Below are 24,821 nucleotides of genomic sequence, written 5' to 3' on the forward strand. Positions count from 1 at the left end.
TCAACCGCGTTGCGCGTGCGCCTCCAGGAACCGCTCCGAAATGGTGAATCCCAGACCCGGCTTTTCAGGGATCGCTATCATACCGTCCCTTGCTTCGACAGTCTCTTCGATAAGATCGTGGATCATCGGGTTGGCGCCGAGCGAATATTCGACGGTAAAACTGGCAGGCGAGGCCGCACAAACATGCAGGCCGGCGAAGAAGCATGGGGCGCCGGCCCACAGATGCGGGGCAAAGCGCAGATTGAAGGCACTGGCGATGGTGCCGATCTTCATCGCCTCGCTGATACCGCCGCAAAAGGCCGGATCCGGCTGGAAGATGTCGGCGGATTTCAGCACCGCGAGATCGCGGAAGGCGTAGCGCGTCGCTTCGCTTTCGCCGGTGGCGATCGGGATCGAGCCCGAGGCGCGCACCTCGGCCATACCAGCCTTGTCGTCGGCGATAACAGGCTCCTCGAACCAGGCGAGGTCGAGATCGCTGGCCAGGCTGATGAAGCGCTTGGCCTCGGCCACCGTATAGGTGCCGTGCGCGTCGACCATCAACTCGACGTCAGGACCGAGCGCCTGCCGTGCGGCGCGGACGCGGGCGGCGGAAATGTGCGGGGCGCCGTCCATGGCGCCGACGCGCATCTTCAGCGCCTTGAAGCCGCCTTTGGCGATGTAGGATTTGAGCTGCTCGCCGATAGCGTCGGCGGCAGCCCAGCCGCCGGAGGCGTAGGCCGGCATGCGGTCGAGCTTGCGGCCGCCGATGAGCCGCCACACCGGCTGTCCCAACGACTTGCCCAGAATATCCCAGAGCGCGATATCGACGGCGCTGATTGCCGCAATGCTCATGCCGCGCCGCGCCAGCTGCGGCATGGCATGGCCGGCGCGCGCGGCACTGTCATGGCGCACGCCGTTGTAGAGCATCTCCCAGATCATGCCGATGTCGGCGGGGTCGCGGCCGATCAGCTGCGGCCCGACCTCGTGATTCAGCATGTAGACCAGCGCACCATAGCTGCCGGCGCTGCCGGCGGCGTTCTTGCCCTCGCCCCAGCCGATCAGCCCGTCGTCAGTCTCAATGCGCAGGATGGCGGCGTCGAACGTCGTCACCTGGCCAAAGTCGCTGCGATGCTGCTTCGCGGCCTCAATCGGCACGCGGACCCACCACGCCTGGACCGTTTTGATGCGCATCCCGATCGGCTACTTGATTAGCGGCAGCAGCGTTTCGGCCGTGATGCGCATCTGGTCGGTGTAGAATTTCTCCGTCAGCACGCTGGAGCCGTGATCCTGGATGAACTTCAGCTGTTCGGGAGAAATGTCGACCGGATTCCGGTCGACCATGTCGGGATAGGGCGCGGCGGGTGTGCGGTCGACGGGCGCGACGAATTCGTTGGTCAGCGCGCCGTCATAGCCGACTTCCTTCAGCGTCTGCACGATCCGTGGCCAATCGATCTGGCCAAGGCCGGCGGCAAAGCGGTTGTTGTCGGCGACGTGGAAGTCGAACAGCCGTTTGCCGACCTGACGGATCGCGTCATGGACGTTAAATTCTTCCATATGGATGTGATAGGCGTCGAGGCAGACGCCGCATTCGGGGCTCACCGCATCGGCCAGGGCCAACGCCTGCGCGCCGCGGTTGAACAAATAGGTCTCGAAGCGGTTGAGCGGCTCGACCGCGATCTTGACGCCGACCTTCTTGGCATGGGTGAAGCATTCGCGGGTGGCGTCGACCACCCACTTCCATTCCTCTTCCTCGGTGCCGTCCGGCACCACTTTGCCGACGGTCGCGGGCACCAGCGTTATGATCTCGCCATCAAGTTCGCTGACCATGGTCAGCACGTCCTTGACGTACTGCACCGAGCGTTCGCGCTGGCCCTGGTCCCTGGCGGCAAGGTTGCGTTCGCCCAGCATCAGCGTCACCGACCCCCAGCAGCGGATGCCGTATTCTTTCAGCAGCGCGCGGGTCTCCTTGGTCTTGTATTGCTCGGGCTCGCCGGAAATCTCGATCGACTCGTAGCCGAATTTCTTGATGCGCTTCAGCGTCACCTCCAACGGTTCCGCGCGCATCCAGTTGTGCGTCGAAAGATGCATGGTCTATCCTTCCCAGAATTCGTCTGTGCCAGTTCGCCTGCGATGCGCCCCACAAGGCGCGTCGCGTGTTTCCTCCCCAAGGCGCTCCAGCGTTTTTGCGCAACTGGTTCGACCAATTGGGCCCTAATGGAGGTCTACAGCAATTTTTGTCGCGCGGCAAGAACCGCCGCCATGCGATATCGGCATCTGTGTACCGTATTGATTATGCTGGTATATATCGCCAAAAATGGAATGCCCTAGCAGCTTTGTGCGTGAGTCAAATGGCTTGACCCATTTTCGGTATTTGGTAATACCAGAATGCCGATACGAGAATGCACATCACGAGAGACCAAAGAGGCTGGCCCTGCTTTCATCAGACGCTATGCTTGGTCCTTGGAAAAATGAATTGGGAGGATGCCGATGCCGTCGACAATGAAGGGTCCGGGGCTGTTTCTGGCGCAGTTCGCGGGGGATACCGCGCCGTTCAATTCGCTGGCCTCGATCACCAAATGGGCGGCCGGTCTCGGTTACAAGGGCGTGCAGATCCCGACCTGGGATGCACGCCTGTTCGACCTCAAGAAGGCGGCATCTTCCAAGACCTATTGCGACGAGGTGAAAGGCATCTGCGCGGATGCCGGCGTCGAGATCACCGAACTGTCGACGCATCTTCAAGGGCAGCTGGTGGCGGTGCACCCGGCCTATGATGCCCAGTTCGACGGCTTTGCACCGCCTGCGGTGCACAACAACCCCAAGGCCAGGCAGAAATGGGCGGTCGAACAGATGGAGTTCGGCGCCAAGGCCTCGAAGAATCTTGGCCTGAAAGCCTCGGTGACGTTTTCCGGCGCCCTAGCTTTCCCGTACCTCTATCCCTGGCCACAGCGGCCGGCCGGGCTGATCGAGGAGGCCTTCGCCGAGCTCGGCACACGCTGGAAGCCGATCCTGGACGTCTATGACGAAAACGGCGTCGATGTCGGCTACGAGATCCATCCTGGCGAGGACATCTTCGACGGCGCAACCTTCGAGATGTTCCTAGATGCGGTTGGCGGTCACAAGCGCTGCAACATCAACTACGACCCGTCGCATTTCCTTTTGCAGCAGCTCGACTATCTCGAATTCATCGACATCTATCACGAGCGGATAAAGGCCTTCCATGCCAAGGATGCCGAGTTCAATCCGACGGGGCGGCAAGGCGTCTATTCCGGCTATCAGAGCTGGACCAATCGCGCGGGGCGATTCCGTTCGCTTGGCGACGGGCAGGTCGATTTCGGCGGCATCTTCTCCAAGCTTACCCAGTATGGCTACGATTCCTGGGCGGTGCTGGAGTGGGAGTGTTGCCTCAAGCATCCGGAGGACGGCGCGGCCGAAGGCGCGCCCTTCATCCAGCACCACATTATCCGGGTGACGGAAAAGGCCTTTGATGATTTCGCCGGCGGCGCCACCGACAAGAAGATGCTGCGCGCCATGATGGGTATTTGAGACAAGCAGGAGAAAGACATGGTCGGCGCATCGAAGTCGGAAGCGGGGGGCGGCCCGATCCGCTATGGTATGGTCGGCGGCGGCCAAGGCGCCTTCATCGGCGCGGTGCACCGGATCGCGGCGCGCATGGACAATGACTTCGTGCTGGTGGCCGGCGCCCTGTCGGCCAGTCCCGAGCGCGCCAAGGCTTCCGCCGCCGAACTCGGTCTCGACCCGGCGCGCAGCTACACCTCCTATGCCGAGATGGCCAAGGCCGAGGCCAAGCGCCTGGACGGCATCGAGGCGGTGGCGATCGTCACCCCCAACAATGTGCACGTGCCGGCGGCCAAGGCCTTCCTCGAGGCGGGCATCCACGTCATCTGCGACAAGCCGCTGGCGACGACTTTGGCCGAGGCCAAGAAGCTCGCGGCCGTGGTTGAAAAGACCGGCAAGGTGTTCGTGCTGACGCACAATTACACTGCCTATCCGATGGTCCGGCAGGCGCGCGAGATGGTGGCCAAGGGGCAGCTTGGCGACATCCGCATCGTTCAGTCCGAGTACCCGCAGGACTGGCTGACCGAGGATCTTGCCGCCACCGGCCAGAAGCAGGCGGCGTGGCGCTCCGACCCCAAGCAGGCGGGCGCGGGCGGCGCGCTCGGCGACATCGGCACGCATGCCTACAATCTGGCGCGCTTCGTCTCGGGTCTGGAGCTCGATTCCCTGTCGGCCGATCTCGACGCTTTCGTGCCGGGGCGACTGCTCGACGACAATGTCAATGTCATGCTGCGCTTCAAGCCGGTCGGCAAGGTGCATCCGGCCAAGGGCATGATCTGGGCAAGCCAGGTGGCGCCCGGCCACGAGAACGGGCTGAAGCTGCGCATCTATGGCTCGAAAGGCGGGCTGGAATGGGTGCAGGCCGATCCGAACTATCTCTGGTACACGCCGTTCGGCCAGCCCAAGCAGCTGCTCACCCGCAACGGCGCCGGCGCGCTGCCGGTTGCGGGACGCGTCAGCCGCGTTCCGTCTGGCCATCCGGAAGGCTATCTCGAAGGCTTCGCCAACATCTACCAGGAGGCGGCGCGCGCGATCCGCGCGGCACGCAAGAAGGGCGGCAGACCGGGCAAGGACGTGGTGTTCCCGACCATCCAGGACGGCGTCGAAGGTATGGCGTTCATCGAGGCCTGCGTGAAGTCGTCGAAGAAGAACGGGGCGTGGACGAAACTTTAGGTAGCGCCGGCGCCAAGTCTCTTCTCCCTTCGGGGAGAAGGTGGCCGCTAAGCGGCCGAATGAGGGCGCATGGTGCGAGGTGCGAAAGAAACCAGCGCGCCGTCAAATGGGGAGGGGCTGTCGATGAAAATCGGCATGTGCATGTTTTTGTGGACGACTTCCGTGTCTAAGAAACACGAGCCGTTGCTGCGCGACATCAAGGCGACCGGCTTCGACGGCGTCGAGATACCGATCTTCTCAGGCACGCCAGAGGACTACAAGAAGCTTGGCGATTTGCTCGACCGCATCGGGTTGGAGCGCACGGCTGTTACGGCGATGGGCGACCCGGCGATGAATCTGATTTCGCCGGATGCCGTGACCCGCAAGGCCGGCATCGGCTACATGAAATGGGCGATCGATTGCGCCCAGGCGCTCGGCGCGAGTACGCTGAGCGGGCCGCTGCATTCGACGCTCGGCGCCTTCTCCGGCAGCGGGCCGACCGCTGCCGAGAAGAAGCGCTCGATCGCCTCGCAGCGCGCCATTGGCGATCATGCCGGCAAGCGGAACGTTACCATCGGGTTGGAGGCGCTCAACCGTTTCGAGTGCTATCTGCTGAACACGATGGCCGATCTGTCCGAGCACGTCGATGCCATCGACCGGCCGCACATCAAGGCGATGTACGACACCTTCCACGCCAATATCGAGGAAGCCGACCCGATCGGCGCCTATACGAAGCACCGCAGGAATGTCGTGCACATCCACATTTCGGAGAACGATCGCGGCGTGCCGGGACGCGGGAACATTCCGTGGAAAGAGACTTTCGCGGCCATCCGCAAGAGCGGCTATGACGACTGGCTGACGATCGAGGCGTTTGGCAGGTCGCTGAAGGATCTGGCGGCGGCGACCAAGGTGTGGCGGGATTTTTCCGAGACGCCGGAGGCAGTTTATCGCGAGGGATACAGGCATATCAGGGATGGGTGGAAGCGGGCGGCTTAGCCGCTCACTTCCTCATCCACGGGCGGAGCGGGAGCGCAGCGGACGCGGCGCAGACCCGAGGACCCATGCCGCGACTGTCGCGCGCGCAGCGGTGCAAGTAGGAGATGCGAATGGACGCCTCTTTTTGCACCGCTGGATTCTAGCGCAGACGTCACCGAATGTCCTCGGGTCTGCGCCGCGTCGCTTCGCTCCTTGCTCCGCCCGTGGATGAGGAAGCGACGGGCCTTTTCGCAAATCGCCGAGGTATGCGATCTGCCTTAACTCGGCACTTATCGCTCCACCAAATTTTTCGGATGTCTTACCCCACCTCGATCACAGCCTTGATCAACCCCGATTTCTCATGCGCCCAGCGGGCGAGATCATCCGGCGTGCCGGCCAGCGTGGTGCGGTGGGTGACGAGTTTTGCCAGAGGCACGGCGCCGTTGCGTATCGAGGCGGCGACGTGATCGAAATCGACTTTCAGCGCGTTGCGGCTGCCGATCAATGTCATTTCGCGCTTGTGGAATTCCGGGTCGGAAAAGACGATGTCGTCCTTGACGACACTGACCAGCACGAGCGTGCCACCATGCGCGACATGTGCGAAGGCCGACTGCACCGAGGCGGTGTTGCCGGTGGCGTCGAAGACGATGTCGAACCCTTCGCCGCCGGTTGCCTCGCGCACCAGTTCGGCTGCCGCTTTTTGTGAGCCGTCGAGCGTGGCGAAGCCAAGTTCGCCTTTTGCAAAATCCAGCCGCTCCGTGCTCATGTCGAGCAGGCTGACATCGAGCCCGGCGATGCGCGCAAATAGCGCTGCGCCAAGGCCGATCGGCCCGGCACCGATGACCAGGGTGCGGGCGCCTGGTTCGGCGCGGGCACGCCGCACGGCATGCGCGCCGATGGCGAGGAATTCCACCGCCGCCGCGTCGGCCAGCGATAGGCCGTTTGCCGGATAAAGATTCTGCGCCGGCACCAGGATCTGCTCGGCCATGGCGCCGTCGCGATGGACGCCAAGCACTTCGATCCTGACGCAGCAATTCGGCTTGCCGTGCCGGCAGGCGATGCATTTTCCGCAAGCGAGATAGGGATTGATGATGACGGGCTCGCCCACGGCAAGGTCGACATCTTCGCCGGTCTCGACGACGGTGCCCGACACTTCGTGGCCCATGATGCGGGGATAGGCGAGGAACGGGTGCTTGCCTTCGAAGATGTGGTAGTCGGTGCCGCAGATGCCGACATGGCTGACGGCGACCAGCGCCCAGCCGGCAGGTGGCGCTCCTGGCGCCGGCCGGTCTTCCAGGACAAGCTCGCCGGGCGAGCGGCAGACAACAGCTTTCATTCGGCAATTCCAGTGTTTCTCAAAGGCGCCGGTCCGTTGTTAAGCAGGCCGGCGCAGAAGGTCAGGGAGAATTACTTGCCGCGACGGCGCAGCCCGTCGAAATAGACGATGATTATGATCAGCGCGCCGGTGATGATGCGCTGCCAGAACGAGTTGACGTTGAGCAGATTGGCGCCGTTGTTGATGGTGGCCAGGATGAAGGCGCCGAGCAGTGGGCCATGCACCGAGCCGACGGCGCCGAACAGCGAGGTGCCGCCGATCACCGATGAGGCGATCGCCTGCAACTCCCAACCTTCCGCCTGGGTCGGGTTGCCGATGCCGATGCGCGCCGCCAGCAGCACGCCGACGAAGGCCGCGCATAGGCCCGACAGCGTGTAGGCCATGTAGATGGTGCGCTGGACATTGACGCCCGAGAGGCGCGAGGCCTCGGCATTGGATCCCACAGAGAAGAGATAGCGGCCCCAGCGGCTGTGGTGCAGGAAGATGTAGGCCGGGATACCGACCAGGATCACCATCCAGAACAGATTGGGGATGCCGACAAAGGAACTGCGCGAGAACGCGGTGAAGCTGTCGCTGTTGATGTTGATCGAATTGCCGTTGGTCATCAACAGGCCGATGCCGCGCAACGAGGTCAGCGTCGCCAGCGTGATGATGAAGGGCGGCAGGCCCATCTTGACGATGCCGAAGCCATGGAACAGGCCGATGGCAACGCCGACCAGCAGCGTCACCAGAATGGCGACCCAGATCGGGAAGCCGGCATTGATCATCATGGCGACAATGACGGTGGCGAAGCCGACCACGGCGCCGACCGAGAGGTCGATGCCGCCGGTGATGATGACGAAGGTCTGGCCGACCGCCATGATGGCGATCATCGAGCCCTGCCGCAAAAGATTGGCGATGTTGTTGGAGGACGCGAAGCTCGGCGTCGCCACCGACAGCACGATCCAGAGCAGAACCAGCAACGCCAGAAGCGTCAGCCCGAACAGGACGTTGTAGTTCCGTTTCGGTTTTTCGATCGCGGCGGTTTCGATGCTCATGGTTCCTCCCGTTTCTTGTTTTGTCAGCCGATCGCCTGTGTCAGCACGTCTTCGTGGCTGGCGGCGCGAAAGCCATGGCTGGCGACCAGTTTGCCGCGCCGGAACACGTGCAGCGTATCGGCGAGCTCATAAACCTCGGGCAGATAGGACGAGATCAGGATGATGCCGGCGCCCTTGGACAACAGTTCCCCGAACAGGCGGTAAATCTCGGCCTTGGTGCCGACATCGACGCCGACGGTCGGCTCGTCGAAGATGAACAGCTTGGCGCCGTGCGCCAGCCATTTGCCGATGACGATCTTCTGCTGGTTGCCGCCGGACAGGCTGGAGGCCAGCGCGCCGCGTGTCGGCGTCTTGATGCGGAGGCCGGCGATCTGGCGATCGGCTTCAGCCTTTTCCTTCGTGTTCGAAATCAGCAGGTTGTTGGAGATGCGCTTGTAGATCGGCAAGTTGAGGTTGAGGCCGACCGGCAGGTTCAGGCACAGGCCCTGGTCGCGGCGGCTTTCCGGCGCCAGCGCCATGCCGAGCTTAATCGCGTCGTGCTCGGAATTGATCAGCACCGGTTTGCCTTGCCAGCGGATCTGGCCGGCCGACTTCTTGTGGCGGCCATAAAGCGTGGTGACAAACTCGCTGCGGCCGGCGCCGATCAGGCCATAGAGCCCGACGATCTCGCCGGCGCGCACTGTCATCGAGACGTCTTCGAAGCCCTTGCCCGACAGGTTTTTCGCTTCAACGATCACGGCACCGGGGGTGAAATGCTCCTTGTGGTAGACTTGCTCGATCGAGCGGTTGATCATCATCTTGACCAACTCGGCGTCATTGGTCTCGGCAATGTTACGAGTGCCGACCAGCGTGCCGTCGCGCAGCACCGAGACGCGATCGGCGAGTTCGAACACCTCTTCCATGCGATGGCTGATGTAGATGATGGTGACGCCTTCGCCCTTGAGCCTGCGGATCAGCGTGAACAGCTGGTCGGCTTCCTTGCGGGTGAGATAGGCGGTCGGCTCGTCGAAGATGAGGAATTTGGTGCCGCGCACGGTGGCGCGGGCGGCGGCGATCAGCTGCTGCTGGCCGATGGTGAGGTCACCCAGCATGACATGCGCCGGCAGGTCGAAGCCGAGACCGTCGATGATCTTCTGCGCTTCCTTGACCATGGCGCGCTGCTGCAGGATGCCGAAGCGCGAATTCTCCTCGCCGAGGAACATGTTGGCGGCGACGGTGAGGTGGCGACAGAGCACGACCTCCTGATGCACGGCGTTGATGCCCAGCGCCATTGCCTCGTGCGGGGTTGCCAGCGCTGCCGGCTTGCCCTCCCAGATGACATCGCCGGAGGTGCGCGGCATGACGCCGGTCAGAAGCTTGATCAGGGTGGATTTGCCGGCGCCGTTCTCGCCGACGATGGCGTGGATCTCACCTGCCTTGAAGGCAAGGTGAACGGGCTTCAGCGCATGCGTGCCGGGATAGCGCTTTTCCAGCCCGTGCAGTTCGAGGATCGTCCTGCCGGGCGCTAGCGTTGGGGCCGGGTGCAGTTCCTGCGCCATGGGCGTCATGACAATCCTCCCAGATTGGCCTTACGATTGGCACGTCGCGATGCAGTCAAGCCGCATCGTCGAGGTGATTCAAGCCGGTGGATATTCAAGCTTGTATCCGGTGTTTCCGGGGCGCGAGGCCCCGGAAAGGATTTTTGGTCGACGGGCTCAGAGCTTCGGGTTGAGCAGGGCGTCGATCTTGGGGTCTTTCATGTTTGCCTTGGTCACCAGGTTGGCGCCTGTGTCGACATTGGCCTCGACCTTCTCGCCCTTCGAGGCGGCGAGCGCGGTCTTGATGCCGTCATAGCCCATCCGGTACGGATCCTGGACGACGAGCGCGGAAATGACGCCGTCATTGAGGAACTTGATCAGCTTCTCGTCGCTGTCGAAGCCGACCAGCGCCAGCTTGCCGCCAAGGTTGTTCTCGGCGACTGCCTGACCGACGCCCTGCGCCATGATCAGGTTGGACGCGAAGATGCCCTTGAGGTTCGGGTTGGCGGTGATCAGGTCGGTGGCGATGTTGAGACCGGTCGTTGCCTGGCCGTCGGCATATTTGTCCGCGACGAGCTTGAGCCCCGGATATTTCGCGGCCAGCTGCTCGGTGAAGCCCTGCTTGCGCTGCTCCAGCGAACCGGCGCCCGGCGCGTTGGTGATCAGGGCGACGTCGCCCTCGATCTTGCCGCCATTGGCTTCGCCGATGGCTGCTGCAAGACCGTCAGCGGCGACGCGTCCGCCCTGCACATTGTCGGTGGTCAGGAACGAGGTGAACGCCTTGGAGTCGGCGCCGGAGTCGATGCCGATGACCTTGACCTTGCTGGCCGCTTCATCGATCGGCTTGCCAAGCGCCTTGAATTCGGTCGGCGCGATGACGATCGCGGCCGGGTTGCCGGCGACGGCATTCTCGAGGATCGAGACCTGGCCGTTGACGTCGGTTTCAGCCTGGGCGCCGAGTTCGGGTACGTTGACGCCGAGATCCTTGCCGGCCTTGCGGGCGCCGGCCAGGACGATCTGCCAATAGAAGGACGTGGTGTCCTTGACGATGATCGGAATGGTCACGTCCGCCGCCGAAGCCGGCGCCGTGTGCAGCGTGCCGGCAAGCATCGAGGCGGCAGCTAGTGCCATCAGTGAGCGGCGGTTGAGAATGCTGGTCACGAATTTCATTAGGAATCCTCCCTAGATCGCCCGGTGAAGGTTACGGAAGCTCCATTTGGATAGGCGCGGCCCAAACAGAACTTTATCAATAAAAAACAGTTGCCGCTTTTTGATAGTGCATCGGTCCGGCCGACGCAAGCGGTGTTTCATATCGGCCTGCGCATGGCTTGGCGGGGAAACCTCCCTGCCGATCCTCAGTGCCACGTCCAGACGCTCCCGATCCTCCTTGATCATCATGGAATATTAATTCCACCGTCGAGTCAATATGGAATATTCATTCCTTCTTGAGAACCGTGATTGTGGCGTTTCGTCACCCGAGCTCCTGCACGATGGTGTAGGGAGCGTAGCGGGCGAATTCCGCTTGCGGCACCTGGACGTCGAACAGGTCGAGGTTGCGCGTCAGGTTGGCAGGCTTGGCCGTTCCGGTCAGCACGCTGGCCACGACAGGCTCCTGCAGCGGAAACTGCAATGCAGCCGCCGCCAGCGGATATCCGCCCTCATCAGCGATTTTCTCCATCGCGCCGACACGCTCGAGTATGTCCTGCGTCGCCGGCAGATAGTCGAAATGCGCGCCGTGCACCGGTCCGGTTGCCAGGATGCCGGAGTTGAAGACGCCGCCGATGATCAGCGAAGTCTGTCGCTCACGACACAGCGGCAGCAACTCGGCTTCAGCCGAGCGGTCGAGCAGCGAATAGCGGCTGGCCAGCAGGATGCAGTCGAGCGGTGCTTCGCGCAGCACGTCGAGGCAGATCTGCACCTCGTTGACGCCGAGCCCATAGGCGGAAATTACACCCGACGTTTTAAGCTCGTCCAGCGCCTTCAAGCCGCCGTCCATCAGCTGGCGAAAGTGCAGCTTCGTCTTCTCGACGCCATGTGTGTAGGTGCCGATGTCGTGCACAAACAGGATGTCTATCCGGTTCAGCCCGAGCCGGGCATAGGAGAACTCGACCGAGCGCATGATGCCGTTATACGAGTAGTCGTAGTCGAGCGCGAAAGGCAGCGGGTCGACATAGGAATGATCGGGAACCTGGTCTTCCGGCACCGGGCGGAACAGGCGGCCGACCTTGGTCGACAGCACATAGGAATCCCTCGGCTTGTAGCGCAGGAAATCGCCGGTCCGCCGCTCCGACAGGCCGAAGCCATAGAAGGGCGCGGTGTCGAAATAGCGCAGGCCGGCATCCCAGGCTGTCTGCAGCGTCTCCATCGCCGCTTCGCGCGGACAGGCCCGGTAGAGCCCGCCGATCGCCGCCCCGCCGAAGCTTATCTCGGTTACCTCGAGCGCAGTCGTGCCGATGCGGCGTTTGTCCATCCAAAGCCTCCCCTTGTGAGCCGTCGTTGCAGCCCGTTTTTTTTCGTCGGTGGTTAGAGCGTCGCGCCGAGGTGCCACGGCACGAACTCGTTGTCGCCGTAGCCGAACGCCTCGCTCTTGGTCTTGCGGCCCGATGCCGTCTCGACGATGAGTTCGAAGAGTTCCCGGCCCATGCCGGCGATGGTCTTCTCACCCGAAGCGATGACGCCGCAATTGACGTCCATGTCCTCTTCCATCTGGTGGTACATGGTCGAGTTGGTGGCGACCTTGATCGACGGCGTGGGCCGGCAGCCGAAGCAGGAGCCGCGGCCGGTGGTGAAGACGATGATGTTGGCGCCGCCCGCCACCTGACCGGTCGCCGAGACCGGGTCGTAACCGGGCGTGTCCATGAACACCAGGCCACTGCCGGTGACCTTTTCGGCATAACCGAAGACGCCGTTGAGCGGAGTCTGGCCGCCTTTGGCCACGGCGCCCAGCGACTTTTCCAGGATGGTGGTCAGGCCACCGCGCTTGTTGCCGGGCGAGGGGTTGTTGTCGATCGAGGCGCCGTGCTTGGCGACATGGTCCTCCCACCATTTGACGAAACCGTCGAGCTTCTTGGCGATCTCCGGCGTTGCCGCGCGATAGGCGAGCAGATGTTCGGCGCCATAGATCTCCGTCGTCTCCGACAGGATGCCGATGCCGCCGACGCCGGCCAGGATGTCGACCGCCGCTCCCAGCGCGGGATTGGCGGTGATGCCCGACATGCCGTCGGAACCGCCGCATTGCAGGCCGACGACGATCTCCGAGACCGGGATCGGCTCGCGCTGATACTGGCCGACTTCCTCGGCGATTTCGGCGAGCACGCCCATCGCCTTTGCGACCGATTTGCGCGAACCGCCGGCGTCCTGGATGTTGAAATGGCGTTTTCCCGCCGCCGCACCCTTCTGGCCGTAAAGGGTGAGCTGGTTGACCTCGCAGCCGAGGCCGACCATCAACGCGCCGCCGAAATTCGGATGGCGGGTGTAACCGGCGAGCGTGCGGTGTAGCACCATCATGCCGTCGCCGGTGCCGCTCATGCCGCAGCCCTGGCCATGGACGATCGGGACGAAGCCGTCGATCCCCGGATATTTCGGCAACAGCACGCGGTTGGCCTCGTCGGCAATGGCGTGGCAGACGGTGGCCGAGCAATTGACGCTGGCGATGATGCCGATGAAGTTGCGCGTGCCGGCACGGCCATCGGCGCGACGATAGCCCATGAATGTCCGGGCGCGGTCGGCTTCGGTGGCATGCTCCGCTTCGCTCGGCGGCACGACCGGCAGACGGCCGGACTCGAAGACCAGATTGTGCGAATGGACGTGGTCGCCGGGCGCGATGTCCTGGGTGGCGCGGCCGATGGCCTGGGCATACTTGACCACCGCCTCGCCGACGGCGATAGGCTTGATCGCCACCTTGTGGCCGGGCTCGATCAAGGCCGTGGCGACGGCGCCGCCGGGCAGAGGGGTGCCGATCTCGATGCGGCCATTGGCGACCGCGACATTGTCGGCGGGGGACAGAAGAATGCTGTTCGAGGCGTTCACGGGCAGTTTCCTGGGTCTGTTCCTGGGGATGCGCGGATTGACACGCGTCTGTTTACATATAATGTCTTTTATCGTGAAAAAACATTTGTGCGTCAATTGTTTTTTCAGGAGGAGACCATGCGTCCGATGGACGCTTGGCTTGTGGGGAGCGGCGTCTGACACGCAGAGCGTTTGCTCTGCCGGGTGAGAGCCAGGACATATGTGATATCGCGCTTCAAGCCAGCCACAGCAAGCGCCGGCGCGCAACGGGGCAGGGATGTCGAAGAGCAACAACGTCTACAAGGACGCTTACAACAGGGGTCTGCGGCTGCTCGATGAAACGCAGAGCCTGCCGTCGGAGCCGGAACTGGGCACTTTGCTCGGCGTCAGCCGGACCACCGTGCGCACCATTCTGGCGCGCATGGAAGAGACCGGGCTGATCGCGTGGAACAAACGCAGCAAGACAGTGCTCAGGGCGCCGAAGCCGGATGATTTCTTCCCCGAGGAGGAGACAGACACACTGGCCCAGATCATCGAGCGGTCGTTTATGCGCAGATTGCTGGCTGGCGGCGCCGAGGCCGGCATGCAGATCAACGAGCTCGAACTGGCGCGCGAGATCGGCGTCGGCACCACCAGCGTGCGCGAGTTCCTCATCCGCTTCTCCCGCTTCGGCCTGATCGAGAAGCGGCGCAACAGCCACTGGGTGCTGAAGGGGTTTACGCGAGCCTTCGCGCTCGAACTCACTGAAATCCGCGAGATGTTCGAGATACGCTCGGCGGCGGCCTTTGCCGCCTTGCCTGGGGATAGTCCGGTCTGGGCGGATCTCGACCGGCTGGAAGACGAGCACCGGCTTCTGGCCAGCGAAATCGCCATCCGCTTCAACGAATTCTCTGAGCTAGACGAGCGCTTCCACCGGCTGATCCACCGGGCGTCGCACAACCGCTTCATCGTCGATTTCTACGACGTCATCGCCATGATCTTTCACTACCACTACCAGTGGAACAAGGCGCAGGAGCGCGAGCGCAACGAAGTCGCGGTGAGCGAGCATCTCGCCTACATCGCGGCGCTGAAATCGCGCGATCTCGGCAAGGTCGACGCCGCCTGCCGCAAGCATCTGAAGTCGGCACGCCACACGCTGTTGACGTCGATCCCGGAAATCGGTCGGATTGCTTCTTAACGCGCCGCGTTGCCGCAGCGATGATTTGGCGATTTTCCGCCGACATGCCGCGTGCTAGATATCCAAGCGTTGCTGCGTGAAGAGGCAGGTCTTTGGACTTCCGGCGTAAGAGATGGAGCATGACGGCCGCCTTTGTCGCGGCCTGTGTGCTGCTGCTCCAGTCGACGCTCGGCGTGTTTGCTTTCGGCATTGCGCCGGATGCCTCGCAACTCGACGTTTTCGGCAACGTCATCTGTACACATGAGGGGGCGGTCCAGCTTCCCGGCGGCGATCCGCACCAGCCGCACATGCCGGCATGCTGCATGCTCGGCTGCAGCATGGCCTCCGTCGCCTATGCGCCGCCGGCAGGCGTCGGCGTGGCGCCGGTGAGCCTGTCTTTTGAAACAGTCGCGTTTCTTCCGCCGGCAGTCAGGCATCCCGACGTTACGCGTGAGCGCTCTCCGGCCAATCCGCGCGCCCCGCCGCTTGCGGGCTGAAAAACCGCCGCTCGCTTGGCGTAACCCGCGCGGGCGATAATCATCCAATGATAAACTCGTTCGCAGCCGGACAAAGGCGCGACCTCATATTCATGGAGCCTACCCATGTCCCGTTTTCGTCATGCCGGCGCGTTGCGCCGCAGCACCCCTATCTTCACCACTATCGAGCAGCGTCTCGGCAGCGCCCTCTTTGCCTTTGCACTGTTGTTCGTCGGCGCCCATTCCGTCCTTGCGCATGAGTTCAAGGCCGGTGACATCGAGATCGAGCATCCCTGGTCCCGTGCCACGCCAGCCGGCGCCAAGGTTGCCGGCGGCTATTTCACCATCGTCAACAAGGGCAGCGCACCAGACCGGCTGCTGTCGATTTCCTCCGACATTTCGGGGAAGGCCGAACTGCATGAAATGGGGATGAAGGATGGCGTCATGACCATGCGCCCGGTCAGTGGCGCCCTGGACATTCCGGCGGGCGGCAAGATCACGCTGGGTCCTGGCGCCTACCACGTGATGTTCATGGATTTGAAGCAGCCGCCTAAAGAAGGCCAGATGTTTGCCGCCACGCTGACTTTCGAGAAGGCCGGAACCGTGACCGTCGAGTTTGCCGTGCAAGCCATAGGCAGCGCGCCACCCCTGGAAGACAACGACTGACCAATCAATTTGCCAACCGATTTTTCGAGAGGGACCATCATGAACAAGTATCTTTTGCCGGCCGCTGCATTCCTCGTCCTGGGGACAAGCGCTGCCTTCGGCCATATCACGCTCGAAACCCAGGAAGCGCCAGTCGGTTCGACCTACAAGGCCGTGCTGCGCGTGCCGCATGGCTGCGAAGGCAAGGCGACGATTGCCGTGCGCGTGCAGATCCCGGAAGGGGTGATCGGGGTGAAGCCGATGCCCAAGCCCGGCTGGACGCTGCAGGTCAAGAAAGGCAAGTACGAGAAATCCTACCAGCTCTATGGCGAGGCGGTGACCTCGGGCGTCAAGGAAGTCGACTGGAGCGGCGGCAGCCTGCCGGACGAATTTTATGACGAGTTCGTCTTCCGCGGCACGTTGGCCGCCGATCTGCCGGCCGGGCAAAAACTCTATTTTCCGGTGGTGCAGGAATGCGATGGGGCCACCACGCGTTGGATAGAGATTCCGGCGGCTGGTCAGGATGAGGATGCGCTGGAAGATCCGGCGCCCGGCCTCAACCTGCTGCCGAAGAAATGATGCATTGGCGGCGCGCTGCTTCGAAGCGGCGCGCCACTGTTTTGGTGGATGGCATGAACGTGGCCTGTTTTCAGCGGATAGAACGGACAGCCGGCAGGTGCTTCGGCCTGCTGGCCGCGATCCTGCTGCTTGCCGTCCTTGCCACGCCAAACCAGGCCTTTGCCCATGCGGCGCTGATCAAGGCCGAGCCTGCCGACGGCGCGGTTCTGGAGCGAGCGCCGACGCAATTTTCGCTGACCTTCAGCGAGCCTGTGTCGCCGCTGGTGCTGACCTTGGTGCGGCCCGACGGTACGCCTGTCGCTTTGACCTCGTTTCGGTTGAGCGACCAAACGGTTGAGATCGACAATCCACAAAAGCTCGGGCCGGGCACCCATGTCTTGAGCTGGCGGGTGATTTCCGCCGATGGCCATCCGGTCGGCGGCTCGGTGCTGTTTTCCGTTGGCGCGCCAAGTGCGGCGCCGGCGGTGGGGGAAGCTGTCGATATAGATTTGCGGTCAGCGATCTGGACCGGCAAGGTTCTTCTCTACATCGGGCTTTTCCTCGGCATTGGCGGCGCCTTCGCGCTGACATGGCTGGCGCAAGGCCAGCGCTCAGGCCAGCGCTTCGTCATTGCCGCCATCCTGTGCGGGCTGGTCGCAGCACCCCTGTCGCTCGGGTTCCAGGGGCTGGACGCGCTGGGCGCGCCACTCGCCCGGCTGGCGCAACCGGTGGTCTGGCGGACGGCGCTTGGCACCAGCTTCGGCTGGACGGTGCTGATTTCGCTGGCGGCGCTCGGGCTTGGCCTGCTGTCGTTGGTCGGATCGCGTGCTGGCGCCAGGCCGTTGGCGCTCGCCGGGCTGGCCGGTGTGGGTGCAGCCCTTGCCGCCAGCGGCCATGCCAGTGCAGCCGAACCGCAATGGCTGACGCGGCCTATGGTGTTCCTGCATGGCGCCGGCATCGCTTTCTGGGCTGGAGCACTGCTGCCGCTCGGCCTGGCGTTGAGCAGCCAATCGGTGGAAGCCGGGGCGTTCCTGCGGCGGTTTTCGCGCGCGATCATGCCCGTGGTGGTAGTGCTTGCCGCCGCCGGTGTGGTGCTCGCCATCATCCAGGTGCAGACACCGGCGGCACTGGTCAACACCGCCTATGGCCGGCTGCTGCTGATCAAGCTAGCGCTGCTGGTGTTTCTGTTCACGCTGGCGGCGGTCAATCGATGGCGGCTCACCGCCTTGGCCGAGGCCGGAGCGACGGAAGTGCGGCGACGGCTTAGCCGCTCGATCTCAGTCGAAATGCTGATCGTGCTCCTGATCTTCGGCGTTGCCGCCGGCTGGCGCTTCACGCCGCCGCCACGGGCGCTGGCAATCGCCGCGGCACAACCGACGTCGACCCATATCCACACTATGAAGGCGATGGCCGACATCGACATCACGCCCGGCCATACCGGGGAGGTCACCGCCTCCATCGTCATCATGGATGGCGATTTCGGCCCGCTCGACGCCAAGGAAGTGACGCTGGTGCTGTCCAAGCCCGATTCGGGGATCGAGCCGATCAAGCGTCCGGCGACCAAGCCAGGCGACGGCACCTGGCGGGTCGATAATCTCGTCATTCCGATTCCAGGCCGCTGGACGGCGCGGCTCGATATTCTGGTTTCGGATTTCGAAGTGATAAAGATCGAAGCGCCGATCGATATCCGCGCCGAGTGATATTCAGCCCGCCCGCGAAGGACGCTCAGCCGAGTTCCTGGGCTAACCCGATGAGATGCCCTTCCGGCCCGTGGATGTAGCAGAGCCGATACACCTCCTGGTAACGGACGACTTCACCGACCAGCTGCGCGCCACGCTTGCGGAGCCTTTCCAGCGTGTCGTCGATGTCGTCCACGGTAAACATGACGCGCAGGTAGCCCAGGGCGTTGACCGGGGCGTTGCGGTGATCGGCGACGACAGTCGGCGTGAGGAAGCGGGAGAGCTCGAGCCGGCTATAGCCATCCGGTGAGCGCATCATGGCAATCTCGACGTGCTGATCGCCGAGCCCGGTGACACGTCCGGCCCACTCGCCTTCGATCGTCGCCCGCCCTTCCAGTTCGAGGCCGAGCTCGCAAAAGAAAGCAATCGTCTCGTCAAGGTCATCGACGACGATTCCGACATTGTCCATCCGTTTGACTGCCATAAGTTCAACCTAACGTCATATGTTCGATCGGCAAGGCGTCGCCTGGTCACCAACTGACCCTTCCTGACTCGGTCTGACACAACGCAGACGCAACACAATTCGGCGAGGCGGTTGACGTGGCGCGAAAGGCCCGTCAATCATCTCGCCGAAAAATGGGCATCCCGAAAAACGCGGCCTCAACAAAATCCGAAAGCAGGGAAGAAACGATGGAAAAAGCCGAAATAGGCCTGATCGGCCTTGGCACAATGGGCTCCAACCTCGCGCTCAACATTGCCGAGCACGGGCACCGCATCGCCGTCTTCAACCGCACCAAGGCGCGCACCGATGCCTTCCTCGAAGGCGCCGGTTCGCTCAGGGACATGGTGGTGCCCTGCTACAGCCTGGAGGAACTGGCAGCTGCGATCAAGCCGCCGCGCCCGGTCATCATCATGGTGCTGGCCGGCAAGCCGGTCGACGAACAGATCGAAGCGCTGCGCGGCGTGTTGTCTGACAACGATATCGTCATCGATGCCGGCAACGCCAATTTCCGCGATACGATGCGGCGCTTTTCGGAACTGTCGGGCTCAGGTCTCACCTTCATCGGCATGGGCGTATCCGGCGGCGAGGAAGGCGCGCGCCATGGACCGTCGATCATGGTCGGCGGCACCGAAGACTCGTGGAAGCGCGTCGAACGCGTGCTGACCGCGATCTCGGCCAAGTTCAAGGATGAACCGTGCGCTGCCTGGCTCGGCACAGACGGCGCCGGGCATTTCGTGAAAACCATCCACAACGGCATCGAATATGCCGACATGCAGATGATCGCCGAGATCTACGGTTTCCTGCGTGACGGTCTCGGCATGGGGCCGAAGGAGATCGGCAAGGTCTTCGAGGACTGGAACAAGGGCCGGCTCGATTCGTATCTGATCGAGATCACCGCCAGGGTGCTGGCCGCCGACGATGCAAAGACCGGCAAGCCGGTGGTCGACATCATCCTCGACCGTGCCGGCCAGAAGGGCACCGGCAAATGGTCTGTCATCGAGGCGCAGCAGCTCGGCATTCCGGCGACGGCCATCGAGGCGGCGGTGGCGGCCCGCGTGCTGTCCTCGATCAAGGATGAGCGGCAGGCGGCCGAAAAAGCCTATGGCAATATCGGCGTCACCAAGATCTCCGGTGACAAGGCGGCACTTCTGAAAGACCTGGAGCTGGCGCTGCTCGCCGGCAAGATCGCCGCCTATGCACAAGGTTTCGCGGTGATGAGCGCCGCCTCGAAGGAGTTCAACTGGAACTTGCCGATGCCGACCATCGCCAAGATCTGGCGTGCCGGCTGTATCATCCGCTCGCAGATGCTCGACACCATGGCGGAAGCCTTCGGCTCGGGCGGCGCGTCCACCAACCTTTTGATGGCGCCGGCTTTCACCACCATGATGCAGGAGGCGCATCCGTCGCTCCGGCGCATCGTCGCAAGAGCGTCGGAGGCCGGTTCGCCCGTGCCGGCGCTGGCGTCGGCGCTTGCCTATTTCGACAGCTACCGCCAGGGCCGCGGCACCTCGAACCTGATCCAGGCGCAGCGCGACTTCTTCGGCGCGCATGGCTTCGAGCGCATCGGCGAGCAGGGCGCTTTCCATGGGCCATGGGGCAGCGGCGCTGCCGGCTAGGGTCAGGTGAGGCGGACCTCTCAGGTCGTGCCAGTCAGCCCTGATAGGCGACGACGTCGCCTGGCTTGACTACAGTCTGCAAAGAGCCAGGTGCCGCGCCGCCTATCCAGCCCAGCACGGCGCGGGCAAGCTCGGTGCCGGCGAGGCGGAAGTCTTCGTTGACGATCAGCAACTCCCGGCGGAACAGATGCAGCAGTTCCGACGATTGCTTGGACACGACATCGACGTCGCGGCCGAGTTTCAGGCCGGCATCCTCGATGCCGGCGACGATTGCCAGCGTCGCTGCGGCGGCGCTGCTGACGAAACCGTCCGGCCTGACGTCGCGGCGCATCAACTGCGCGGTCCGCGTCCTGATCTGATCGATCGACTGGTCGATTGAAACAGCGTTGAACGGCACTTCGCTGGCATCGAACTCGCTCAGTGCGTCGGCAAAGCCATTGACCGTGTGGTCGTAATAGGTGAGCCCGACCGGCGGCGCTACCAGCGCCAGCCGGCGCCGGCCGACGCCGGCCAGATGGCGCACCGCTTCGGCGGCGAAGGCGTAATTGTCGAAGTCGTGATAGGGGTGGACAAGCCCCATATCGGTGCGGCCATGCGTGGCAAAGGGTATGCCACGCTCCAGCATGTAGCGGGCGCGCGGATCGTTGGGCTGCGTGCGTGAGATGATGACGCCATCGGCCGAGCCGGACTCGACCAGATACTTTACCGGGTCCAGCGGATCCTGCGAGCGCGAGTAGGGCGTGACGATCAGGTGATAGGGTGTGTCGGCAATGACCTCCGAGACGCCGTAGATGATGTCCGAGACAAAGCTCATGATCTCGCGCTCGGTATTGAGCACGAGGCTGATAACATTGGTCTTGCCAGTCCGCAGGCGCACGCCGGCGCGGTTCGGCCGGTAGCCGATCTGCCTGGCGACGAGTTGAACCCGCCGCCTGGTCTCGGCGCCGATCTCGGGTGCATCCTTGAGTGCGCGCGAGACGGTGGTGACGCCGAGCCCGGTCATGAAGGCAAGCGTTTTCAGCGTCGGCCGCTCATGCGCCGACGCCTCGTCGTCCTTCTCCGTCTGGTCCCTGTCCATTCGTCCCGCCCCGTCAGGCGCATAGCAGCCGCCGGACCGGCCGACAATCGCTTCGATGACGATGTAGCACGGTTCTTCGCCGTCAGGCCAATATACTGAAACGTTACAGATTTCCAACATCGCAGCGCGTGGGTCTCTCAAGCCTGGTTTTGGCAGGGTTTTGGCGGCCAGAAACGTTGCGCGACAATCAAGTTCGAGACGGCTTTCTTGCGCTGCAGCATGATTTTGCAGCGCAGCACCCGGTTTTGCGCGGAGTTTGCCGGTTTGCACGCAACGAATTTGTTCGGGCCTCGAAAAAAGTTCGGCGGCGTTTATCTCAGGGGTTGCACGCACCGCATAATTGCCGTATCGAAAATCTGTAACGTTTCAGATTCTGGGAGGAACCGAAATGCGCTATAGACTTTTGACCGCTGCCCTTGCCGCGACGGCCGCGCTGCAGCTTGCCGGCCCGGCGGCCGCCACCGACCTGGAAGTCACCCATTGGTGGACGTCGGGCGGCGAGGCGGCGGCGGTTGCGGAATTCGCCAAGGCCTTCGACGCGACCGGCAATCACTGGGTCGACGGCGCCATTGCCGGATCCGGCGGCACGGCACGGCCGATCATGATCAGCCGCATCACCGGCGGCGATCCGATGGGCGCCACCCAGTTCAATCACGGCCGGCAGGCCGAAGAATTGGTGCAGGCCGGCCTGATGCGCGACCTCACCGAGGTCGCCACCAAGGGCAAGTGGACGGAAATCGTGCGGCCGAAGAGCCTGCTCGACAGCTGCACCATCGACGGCAAGATCTATTGCGTGCCGGTCAATATCCACTCCTGGCAGTGGTTGTGGCTGTCGAACGAAGCCTTCGAGAAGGCCGGCGTGCCGCTGCCGAAGGACTGGAATGAATTCGTGGCGGCAGCGCCCGCCCTGGAAAAGGCGGGCATCATCCCGCTCGCTGTCGGCGGACAGGCCTGGCAATCTTCCGGCGCTTTCGACGTGCTGCTGGCGGCGGTCGGCGGCACCGACGCGTTCCTTAAGGTTTACAAGGACAAGGATGCCAAGTTCGCCGCCGGGCCCGAGATCGCCAAGGTCTTCAAGGCCGCCGACGATGCCCGCAAGATGGCGAAGAACACCAATGTGCAGGACTGGAACCAGGCAACCAATCTCGTCATCACCGGCAAGGCCGGTGGCCAGATCATGGGTGACTGGGCGCAAGGCGAGTTCCAGGTTGCCGGCAAGGTCGCCGGCAAGGACTATGCCTGCCTGCCGGGCCTCGGTCTGAACGAAGTTATCGCCACCGGCGGCGACGCCTTCTATTTCCCGCTGCTCAAGGATGCCGACAAGTCCAAGGCGCAGGAGGTGTTGGCAGAGACGTTGCTCGACCCTAAGACTCAGGTCGCCTTCAATCTCAAGAAGGGCTCGCTGCCGGTGCGCGGTGACGTCGATCTCAATGCGGCGAACGACTGCATGAAGAAGGGTCTGGCGATCCTCGCCAAGGGCGCCGTCATCCCGTGGACGGACCAACTGCTTTCGCAGGATACCCAGAAGCAGAAGGAAGATCTCTTCGCCGAATTCTTCGCCAAGCCGGACCTGACCATCGAAGACGCGCAGAAGCGCTTCGCCGACCTCATCGCTTCGGCAGACTGACGTTGGAGGCAATACACCTCGCTCCCGGCCTTGCGAAAGCAGGGCCGGGATCGCACCGCCCTTACCAGCCGGCTGACGAGATGAGCAAGAGCGAACGCCCCAACCCGCTGTTCCGCAACATCAATGCGAAGGTCGCCTCGATCCCGATGATCCTCACCGCGTCGGTGGTTTTCGTCGGCGGCACCGTCTGGACGGTGTTCTATTCCTTCACCAATTCGAAGCTGCTGCCACGGCTGAATTTCGCCGGGCTCGATCAGTATTACCGGCTGTGGGCGACGCCGCGCTGGCTGATCTCGATCGAGAACCTTTTGATCTACGGCGCGATCTCGCTGGTGTTCTCACTGGTCATCGGCTTCCTGCTTGCAGCGCTTCTCGACCAGAAGATCCGTTTCGAGGACACGTTCCGCACCATCTTCCTCTATCCGTTCGCGCTTTCCTTCATCGTCACCGGCCTGGTCTGGCAGTGGCTGCTCAATCCGGATTTCGGCATCCAGCATGTGGTGCGGGACCTCGGCTGGACGAGCTTCAACTTCGACCCGCTCTACAATTCCAGCATCGTCATCTACGGCATTTCGATTGCGGCGCTGTGGCAAGGCACCGGGCTCATCATGTGCCTGATGCTGGCCGGCCTGCGCGGCATCGACGAGGACATCTGGAAGGCGGCGCGGGTAGACGGGATCCCGATGTGGAAGACCTATCTGTTCATCGTCATCCCGATGATGCGGCCGGTTTTCATCACCACGCTGGTCATCATCGCGTCGGGCATCGTCAAGGTCTACGACCTCGTTGTCGCCCAGACCAGCGGCGGCCCCGGAATCGCCTCCGAAGTGCCGGCCAAATATGTCTACGACTACATGTTCTTCGCACAGAATCTTGGCCAGGGCTTTGCCGCCTCGACCATGATGCTGCTCTCGGTGGTGATCGTCGTTGTGCCGTGGGCCTACCTTGAATTCGGAGGCAGGAAGCGTGGCTGACCCGGCCGTCCCTTTGCCCGCCAGCGCCGGTGCCGCCGAGCGCGAAGCCTCGGGGCCGCGCGGGCCGAAGCCGCGGCATGTCTTCTCGCGCCGCAACATCTTCCTCTATGGCACGCTGATCGTCGTGGCGGTCTACTATCTGCTGCCGCTCTATGTGATGGTGGTCACCTCGCTTAAGGGCATGCCCGAGATACGGATGGGCAATATCTTCTCGCCGCCGCTCGAAATCACCTTCGAACCGTGGGTGAAGGCGTGGGCGACGGCCTGCACCGGCCTCAATTGCGACGGGCTTTCGCGCGGCTTCTGGAATTCGGTGCGCATCACCGTGCCGTCGGTGCTGCTGTCGATCGCGATCGCCTCGGTGAACGGCTATGCGCTCGCCAACTGGCGCTTCAAGGGCGCCGACACATTCTTCGTCATCCTGATCGTCGGCGCCTTCATCCCCTATCAGGTGATGATCTATCCGATCGTCATCATCCTGCGCGAGATCGGCCTCTACGGCAGCCTCAGCGGCCTGGTGATCGTCCATTCCATCTTCGGCATGCCGATCCTGACGCTTTTGTTCCGCAACTATTTTGCCTCGATGCCGGAAGAGCTGTTCAGGGCGGCGCGGGTCGACGGCGCCGGCTTCTGGGGCATCTTCCTGCGCATCATGGCGCCGATGTCGCTGCCGATCTTCGTCGTCGCCATCATCCTGCAGGTGACCGGCATCTGGAACGACTTCCTGTTCGGCGTCGTCTACACCCGCCCCGACACCTATCCGATGACGGTGCAGCTCAACAACATCGTCAATTCGGTGCAAGGCGTGAAGGAGTACAACGTCAACATGGCCGCCACCATCCTGACCGGGCTCGTGCCGCTCATCGTCTACTTCATTTCCGGCAAGCTTTTCGTGCGCGGCATCGCCGCCGGTGCGGTGAAAGGGTGATG

The 24,821-nt window shown here is 63.0% G+C and carries 23 protein-coding genes; 12 read left to right on the top strand and 11 right to left on the bottom strand.

Going from position 1 to position 24,821, the window contains the following annotated elements:
• On the bottom strand, positions 1-1,170 hold the full coding sequence (locus NKJ57_RS00305; RefSeq protein ID WP_023683009.1) for a mandelate racemase/muconate lactonizing enzyme family protein: 1,170 nt from the start codon (positions 1,168-1,170) through the stop codon (positions 1-3).
• A gap of 9 nt (positions 1,171-1,179) precedes the next feature.
• Positions 1,180-2,067, bottom strand: coding sequence for a sugar phosphate isomerase/epimerase family protein (locus tag NKJ57_RS00310; RefSeq protein ID WP_023669836.1), 888 nt, complete (start codon positions 2,065-2,067; stop codon positions 1,180-1,182).
• A 399-nt stretch (positions 2,068-2,466) separates the two neighbouring features.
• Here NKJ57_RS00310 and NKJ57_RS00315 point away from each other — a divergent pair, with 399 nt between their 5' ends.
• From NKJ57_RS00315 to NKJ57_RS00325, 3 genes are all read left to right on the top strand, one after another.
• On the top strand, positions 2,467-3,522 hold the full coding sequence (locus NKJ57_RS00315; protein WP_023754226.1) for a sugar phosphate isomerase/epimerase family protein: 1,056 nt from the start codon (positions 2,467-2,469) through the stop codon (positions 3,520-3,522).
• A gap of 18 nt (positions 3,523-3,540) precedes the next feature.
• Positions 3,541-4,728, top strand: a complete 1,188-nt coding sequence (locus NKJ57_RS00320) for a Gfo/Idh/MocA family protein (protein ID WP_023826318.1) — start codon at positions 3,541-3,543, stop codon at positions 4,726-4,728.
• A gap of 123 nt (positions 4,729-4,851) precedes the next feature.
• Entirely contained in the window at positions 4,852-5,703 is an 852-nt protein-coding gene (locus NKJ57_RS00325; RefSeq protein WP_023669833.1) for a sugar phosphate isomerase/epimerase family protein, read from the top strand.
• A 298-nt stretch (positions 5,704-6,001) separates the two neighbouring features.
• Here NKJ57_RS00325 and NKJ57_RS00330 read toward each other — a convergent pair whose 3' ends face one another.
• From NKJ57_RS00330 to NKJ57_RS00360, 7 genes are all read right to left on the bottom strand, one after another.
• On the bottom strand, positions 6,002-7,018 hold the full coding sequence (locus NKJ57_RS00330) for a zinc-binding alcohol dehydrogenase family protein (RefSeq protein WP_352510255.1): 1,017 nt from the start codon (positions 7,016-7,018) through the stop codon (positions 6,002-6,004).
• 71 nt (positions 7,019-7,089) lie between these two features.
• Positions 7,090-8,055 carry an ABC transporter permease gene (locus tag NKJ57_RS00335; RefSeq protein ID WP_023669818.1) on the bottom strand — a complete coding sequence of 322 codons (966 nt, stop codon included), beginning with the start codon at positions 8,053-8,055 and terminating at the stop codon, positions 7,090-7,092.
• Positions 8,056-8,078: 23 nt separating this feature from the next.
• The gene (locus NKJ57_RS00340) at positions 8,079-9,602 is read right to left on the bottom strand and encodes a sugar ABC transporter ATP-binding protein (protein WP_023751427.1); all 1,524 of its coding nucleotides are present in this window, start codon (positions 9,600-9,602) and stop codon (positions 8,079-8,081) included.
• 147 nt (positions 9,603-9,749) lie between these two features.
• The gene (locus NKJ57_RS00345; protein WP_023669816.1) at positions 9,750-10,742 is read right to left on the bottom strand and encodes an ABC transporter substrate-binding protein; all 993 of its coding nucleotides are present in this window, start codon (positions 10,740-10,742) and stop codon (positions 9,750-9,752) included.
• Positions 10,743-10,754: 12 nt separating this feature from the next.
• Positions 10,755-10,970, bottom strand: coding sequence for a hypothetical protein (locus NKJ57_RS00350; RefSeq protein WP_023669815.1), 216 nt, complete (start codon positions 10,968-10,970; stop codon positions 10,755-10,757).
• Positions 10,971-11,043: 73 nt separating this feature from the next.
• Positions 11,044-12,042 carry an aldo/keto reductase gene (locus tag NKJ57_RS00355; protein ID WP_023726438.1) on the bottom strand — a complete coding sequence of 333 codons (999 nt, stop codon included), beginning with the start codon at positions 12,040-12,042 and terminating at the stop codon, positions 11,044-11,046.
• A 53-nt stretch (positions 12,043-12,095) separates the two neighbouring features.
• Positions 12,096-13,601 (bottom strand): UxaA family hydrolase, encoded by a 1,506-nt coding sequence (locus NKJ57_RS00360; RefSeq protein ID WP_023712307.1) that lies wholly within the window; start codon positions 13,599-13,601, stop codon positions 12,096-12,098.
• A 256-nt stretch (positions 13,602-13,857) separates the two neighbouring features.
• Between NKJ57_RS00360 and NKJ57_RS00365 the strand changes: the two genes are divergently transcribed.
• The 5 genes from NKJ57_RS00365 (at position 13,858) to NKJ57_RS00385 (ending at position 18,115) form a co-directional block, all read left to right on the top strand.
• Entirely contained in the window at positions 13,858-14,757 is a 900-nt protein-coding gene (locus NKJ57_RS00365; RefSeq protein ID WP_023692007.1) for a GntR family transcriptional regulator, read from the top strand.
• Between the two features lie 119 nt (positions 14,758-14,876).
• A complete protein-coding gene (locus NKJ57_RS00370) occupies positions 14,877-15,233 on the top strand; it encodes a DUF2946 family protein (RefSeq protein WP_352498278.1) in 357 nt (118 codons plus the stop codon).
• Positions 15,234-15,338: 105 nt separating this feature from the next.
• Positions 15,339-15,878 (top strand): copper chaperone PCu(A)C, encoded by a 540-nt coding sequence (locus NKJ57_RS00375; RefSeq protein WP_023712310.1) that lies wholly within the window; start codon positions 15,339-15,341, stop codon positions 15,876-15,878.
• Between the two features lie 39 nt (positions 15,879-15,917).
• Positions 15,918-16,436, top strand: coding sequence for a YcnI family copper-binding membrane protein (locus tag NKJ57_RS00380; protein WP_023683022.1), 519 nt, complete (start codon positions 15,918-15,920; stop codon positions 16,434-16,436).
• A gap of 53 nt (positions 16,437-16,489) precedes the next feature.
• Complete coding sequence (locus NKJ57_RS00385; RefSeq protein WP_352500394.1) at positions 16,490-18,115, top strand: copper resistance CopC/CopD family protein; 1,626 nt, start codon at positions 16,490-16,492, stop codon at positions 18,113-18,115.
• A 25-nt stretch (positions 18,116-18,140) separates the two neighbouring features.
• Here the strand turns inward: NKJ57_RS00385 and NKJ57_RS00390 are convergent, their stop codons facing one another.
• Positions 18,141-18,578, bottom strand: a complete 438-nt coding sequence (locus tag NKJ57_RS00390) for a VOC family protein (protein ID WP_352510256.1) — start codon at positions 18,576-18,578, stop codon at positions 18,141-18,143.
• A 206-nt stretch (positions 18,579-18,784) separates the two neighbouring features.
• Here NKJ57_RS00390 and gnd point away from each other — a divergent pair, with 206 nt between their 5' ends.
• Positions 18,785-20,212 (top strand): NADP-dependent phosphogluconate dehydrogenase, encoded by a 1,428-nt coding sequence (gnd, locus tag NKJ57_RS00395; RefSeq protein WP_352510257.1) that lies wholly within the window; start codon positions 18,785-18,787, stop codon positions 20,210-20,212.
• Between the two features lie 34 nt (positions 20,213-20,246).
• On the opposite strand, the gene NKJ57_RS00400 is transcribed toward gnd, so the two are convergent.
• Entirely contained in the window at positions 20,247-21,290 is a 1,044-nt protein-coding gene (locus NKJ57_RS00400; RefSeq protein WP_352510258.1) for a LacI family transcriptional regulator, read from the bottom strand.
• A 388-nt stretch (positions 21,291-21,678) separates the two neighbouring features.
• On the opposite strand from NKJ57_RS00400, the gene NKJ57_RS00405 reads away from it, so the two are divergent.
• The 3 genes from NKJ57_RS00405 to NKJ57_RS00415 all read left to right on the top strand — a co-directional run bounded on the left by NKJ57_RS00405 (position 21,679) and on the right by NKJ57_RS00415 (position 24,819).
• On the top strand, positions 21,679-22,917 hold the full coding sequence (locus tag NKJ57_RS00405) for an ABC transporter substrate-binding protein (protein WP_023733612.1): 1,239 nt from the start codon (positions 21,679-21,681) through the stop codon (positions 22,915-22,917).
• A gap of 80 nt (positions 22,918-22,997) precedes the next feature.
• The gene (locus tag NKJ57_RS00410; protein WP_023683029.1) at positions 22,998-23,891 is read left to right on the top strand and encodes a carbohydrate ABC transporter permease; all 894 of its coding nucleotides are present in this window, start codon (positions 22,998-23,000) and stop codon (positions 23,889-23,891) included.
• A complete protein-coding gene (locus NKJ57_RS00415) occupies positions 23,884-24,819 on the top strand; it encodes a carbohydrate ABC transporter permease (RefSeq protein WP_023669802.1) in 936 nt (311 codons plus the stop codon). Before NKJ57_RS00410 ends, NKJ57_RS00415 begins: the two co-directional genes overlap by 8 nt.
• The last annotated feature ends 2 nt before the right edge of the window (positions 24,820-24,821 follow it).

Source organism: Mesorhizobium sp. M0077 (genome assembly GCF_040322955.1).
GTDB lineage: Bacteria > Pseudomonadota > Alphaproteobacteria > Rhizobiales > Rhizobiaceae > Mesorhizobium.

Coding starts and splice junctions, on each gene's coding strand:
- NKJ57_RS00365 (WP_023692007.1), top strand. CDS start 13,858: ATGTCGAAGAGCAACAACGTCTACAAGGACGCTTACAACAGGGGTCTG.
- NKJ57_RS00325 (WP_023669833.1), top strand. CDS start 4,852: ATGAAAATCGGCATGTGCATGTTTTTGTGGACGACTTCCGTGTCTAAG.
- NKJ57_RS00355 (WP_023726438.1), bottom strand. CDS start 12,042: ATGGACAAACGCCGCATCGGCACGACTGCGCTCGAGGTAACCGAGATA.
- gnd (WP_352510257.1), top strand. CDS start 18,785: ATGGAAAAAGCCGAAATAGGCCTGATCGGCCTTGGCACAATGGGCTCC.
- NKJ57_RS00380 (WP_023683022.1), top strand. CDS start 15,918: ATGAACAAGTATCTTTTGCCGGCCGCTGCATTCCTCGTCCTGGGGACA.
- NKJ57_RS00385 (WP_352500394.1), top strand. CDS start 16,490: ATGAACGTGGCCTGTTTTCAGCGGATAGAACGGACAGCCGGCAGGTGC.
- NKJ57_RS00345 (WP_023669816.1), bottom strand. CDS start 10,742: ATGAAATTCGTGACCAGCATTCTCAACCGCCGCTCACTGATGGCACTA.
- NKJ57_RS00330 (WP_352510255.1), bottom strand. CDS start 7,018: ATGAAAGCTGTTGTCTGCCGCTCGCCCGGCGAGCTTGTCCTGGAAGAC.
- NKJ57_RS00320 (WP_023826318.1), top strand. CDS start 3,541: ATGGTCGGCGCATCGAAGTCGGAAGCGGGGGGCGGCCCGATCCGCTAT.
- NKJ57_RS00340 (WP_023751427.1), bottom strand. CDS start 9,602: ATGACGCCCATGGCGCAGGAACTGCACCCGGCCCCAACGCTAGCGCCC.
- NKJ57_RS00350 (WP_023669815.1), bottom strand. CDS start 10,970: ATGATGATCAAGGAGGATCGGGAGCGTCTGGACGTGGCACTGAGGATC.
- NKJ57_RS00370 (WP_352498278.1), top strand. CDS start 14,877: ATGACGGCCGCCTTTGTCGCGGCCTGTGTGCTGCTGCTCCAGTCGACG.
- NKJ57_RS00310 (WP_023669836.1), bottom strand. CDS start 2,067: ATGCATCTTTCGACGCACAACTGGATGCGCGCGGAACCGTTGGAGGTG.
- NKJ57_RS00305 (WP_023683009.1), bottom strand. CDS start 1,170: ATGCGCATCAAAACGGTCCAGGCGTGGTGGGTCCGCGTGCCGATTGAG.
- NKJ57_RS00400 (WP_352510258.1), bottom strand. CDS start 21,290: ATGGACAGGGACCAGACGGAGAAGGACGACGAGGCGTCGGCGCATGAG.
- NKJ57_RS00410 (WP_023683029.1), top strand. CDS start 22,998: ATGAGCAAGAGCGAACGCCCCAACCCGCTGTTCCGCAACATCAATGCG.
- NKJ57_RS00335 (WP_023669818.1), bottom strand. CDS start 8,055: ATGAGCATCGAAACCGCCGCGATCGAAAAACCGAAACGGAACTACAAC.
- NKJ57_RS00390 (WP_352510256.1), bottom strand. CDS start 18,578: ATGGCAGTCAAACGGATGGACAATGTCGGAATCGTCGTCGATGACCTT.
- NKJ57_RS00315 (WP_023754226.1), top strand. CDS start 2,467: ATGCCGTCGACAATGAAGGGTCCGGGGCTGTTTCTGGCGCAGTTCGCG.
- NKJ57_RS00405 (WP_023733612.1), top strand. CDS start 21,679: ATGCGCTATAGACTTTTGACCGCTGCCCTTGCCGCGACGGCCGCGCTG.
- NKJ57_RS00375 (WP_023712310.1), top strand. CDS start 15,339: ATGTCCCGTTTTCGTCATGCCGGCGCGTTGCGCCGCAGCACCCCTATC.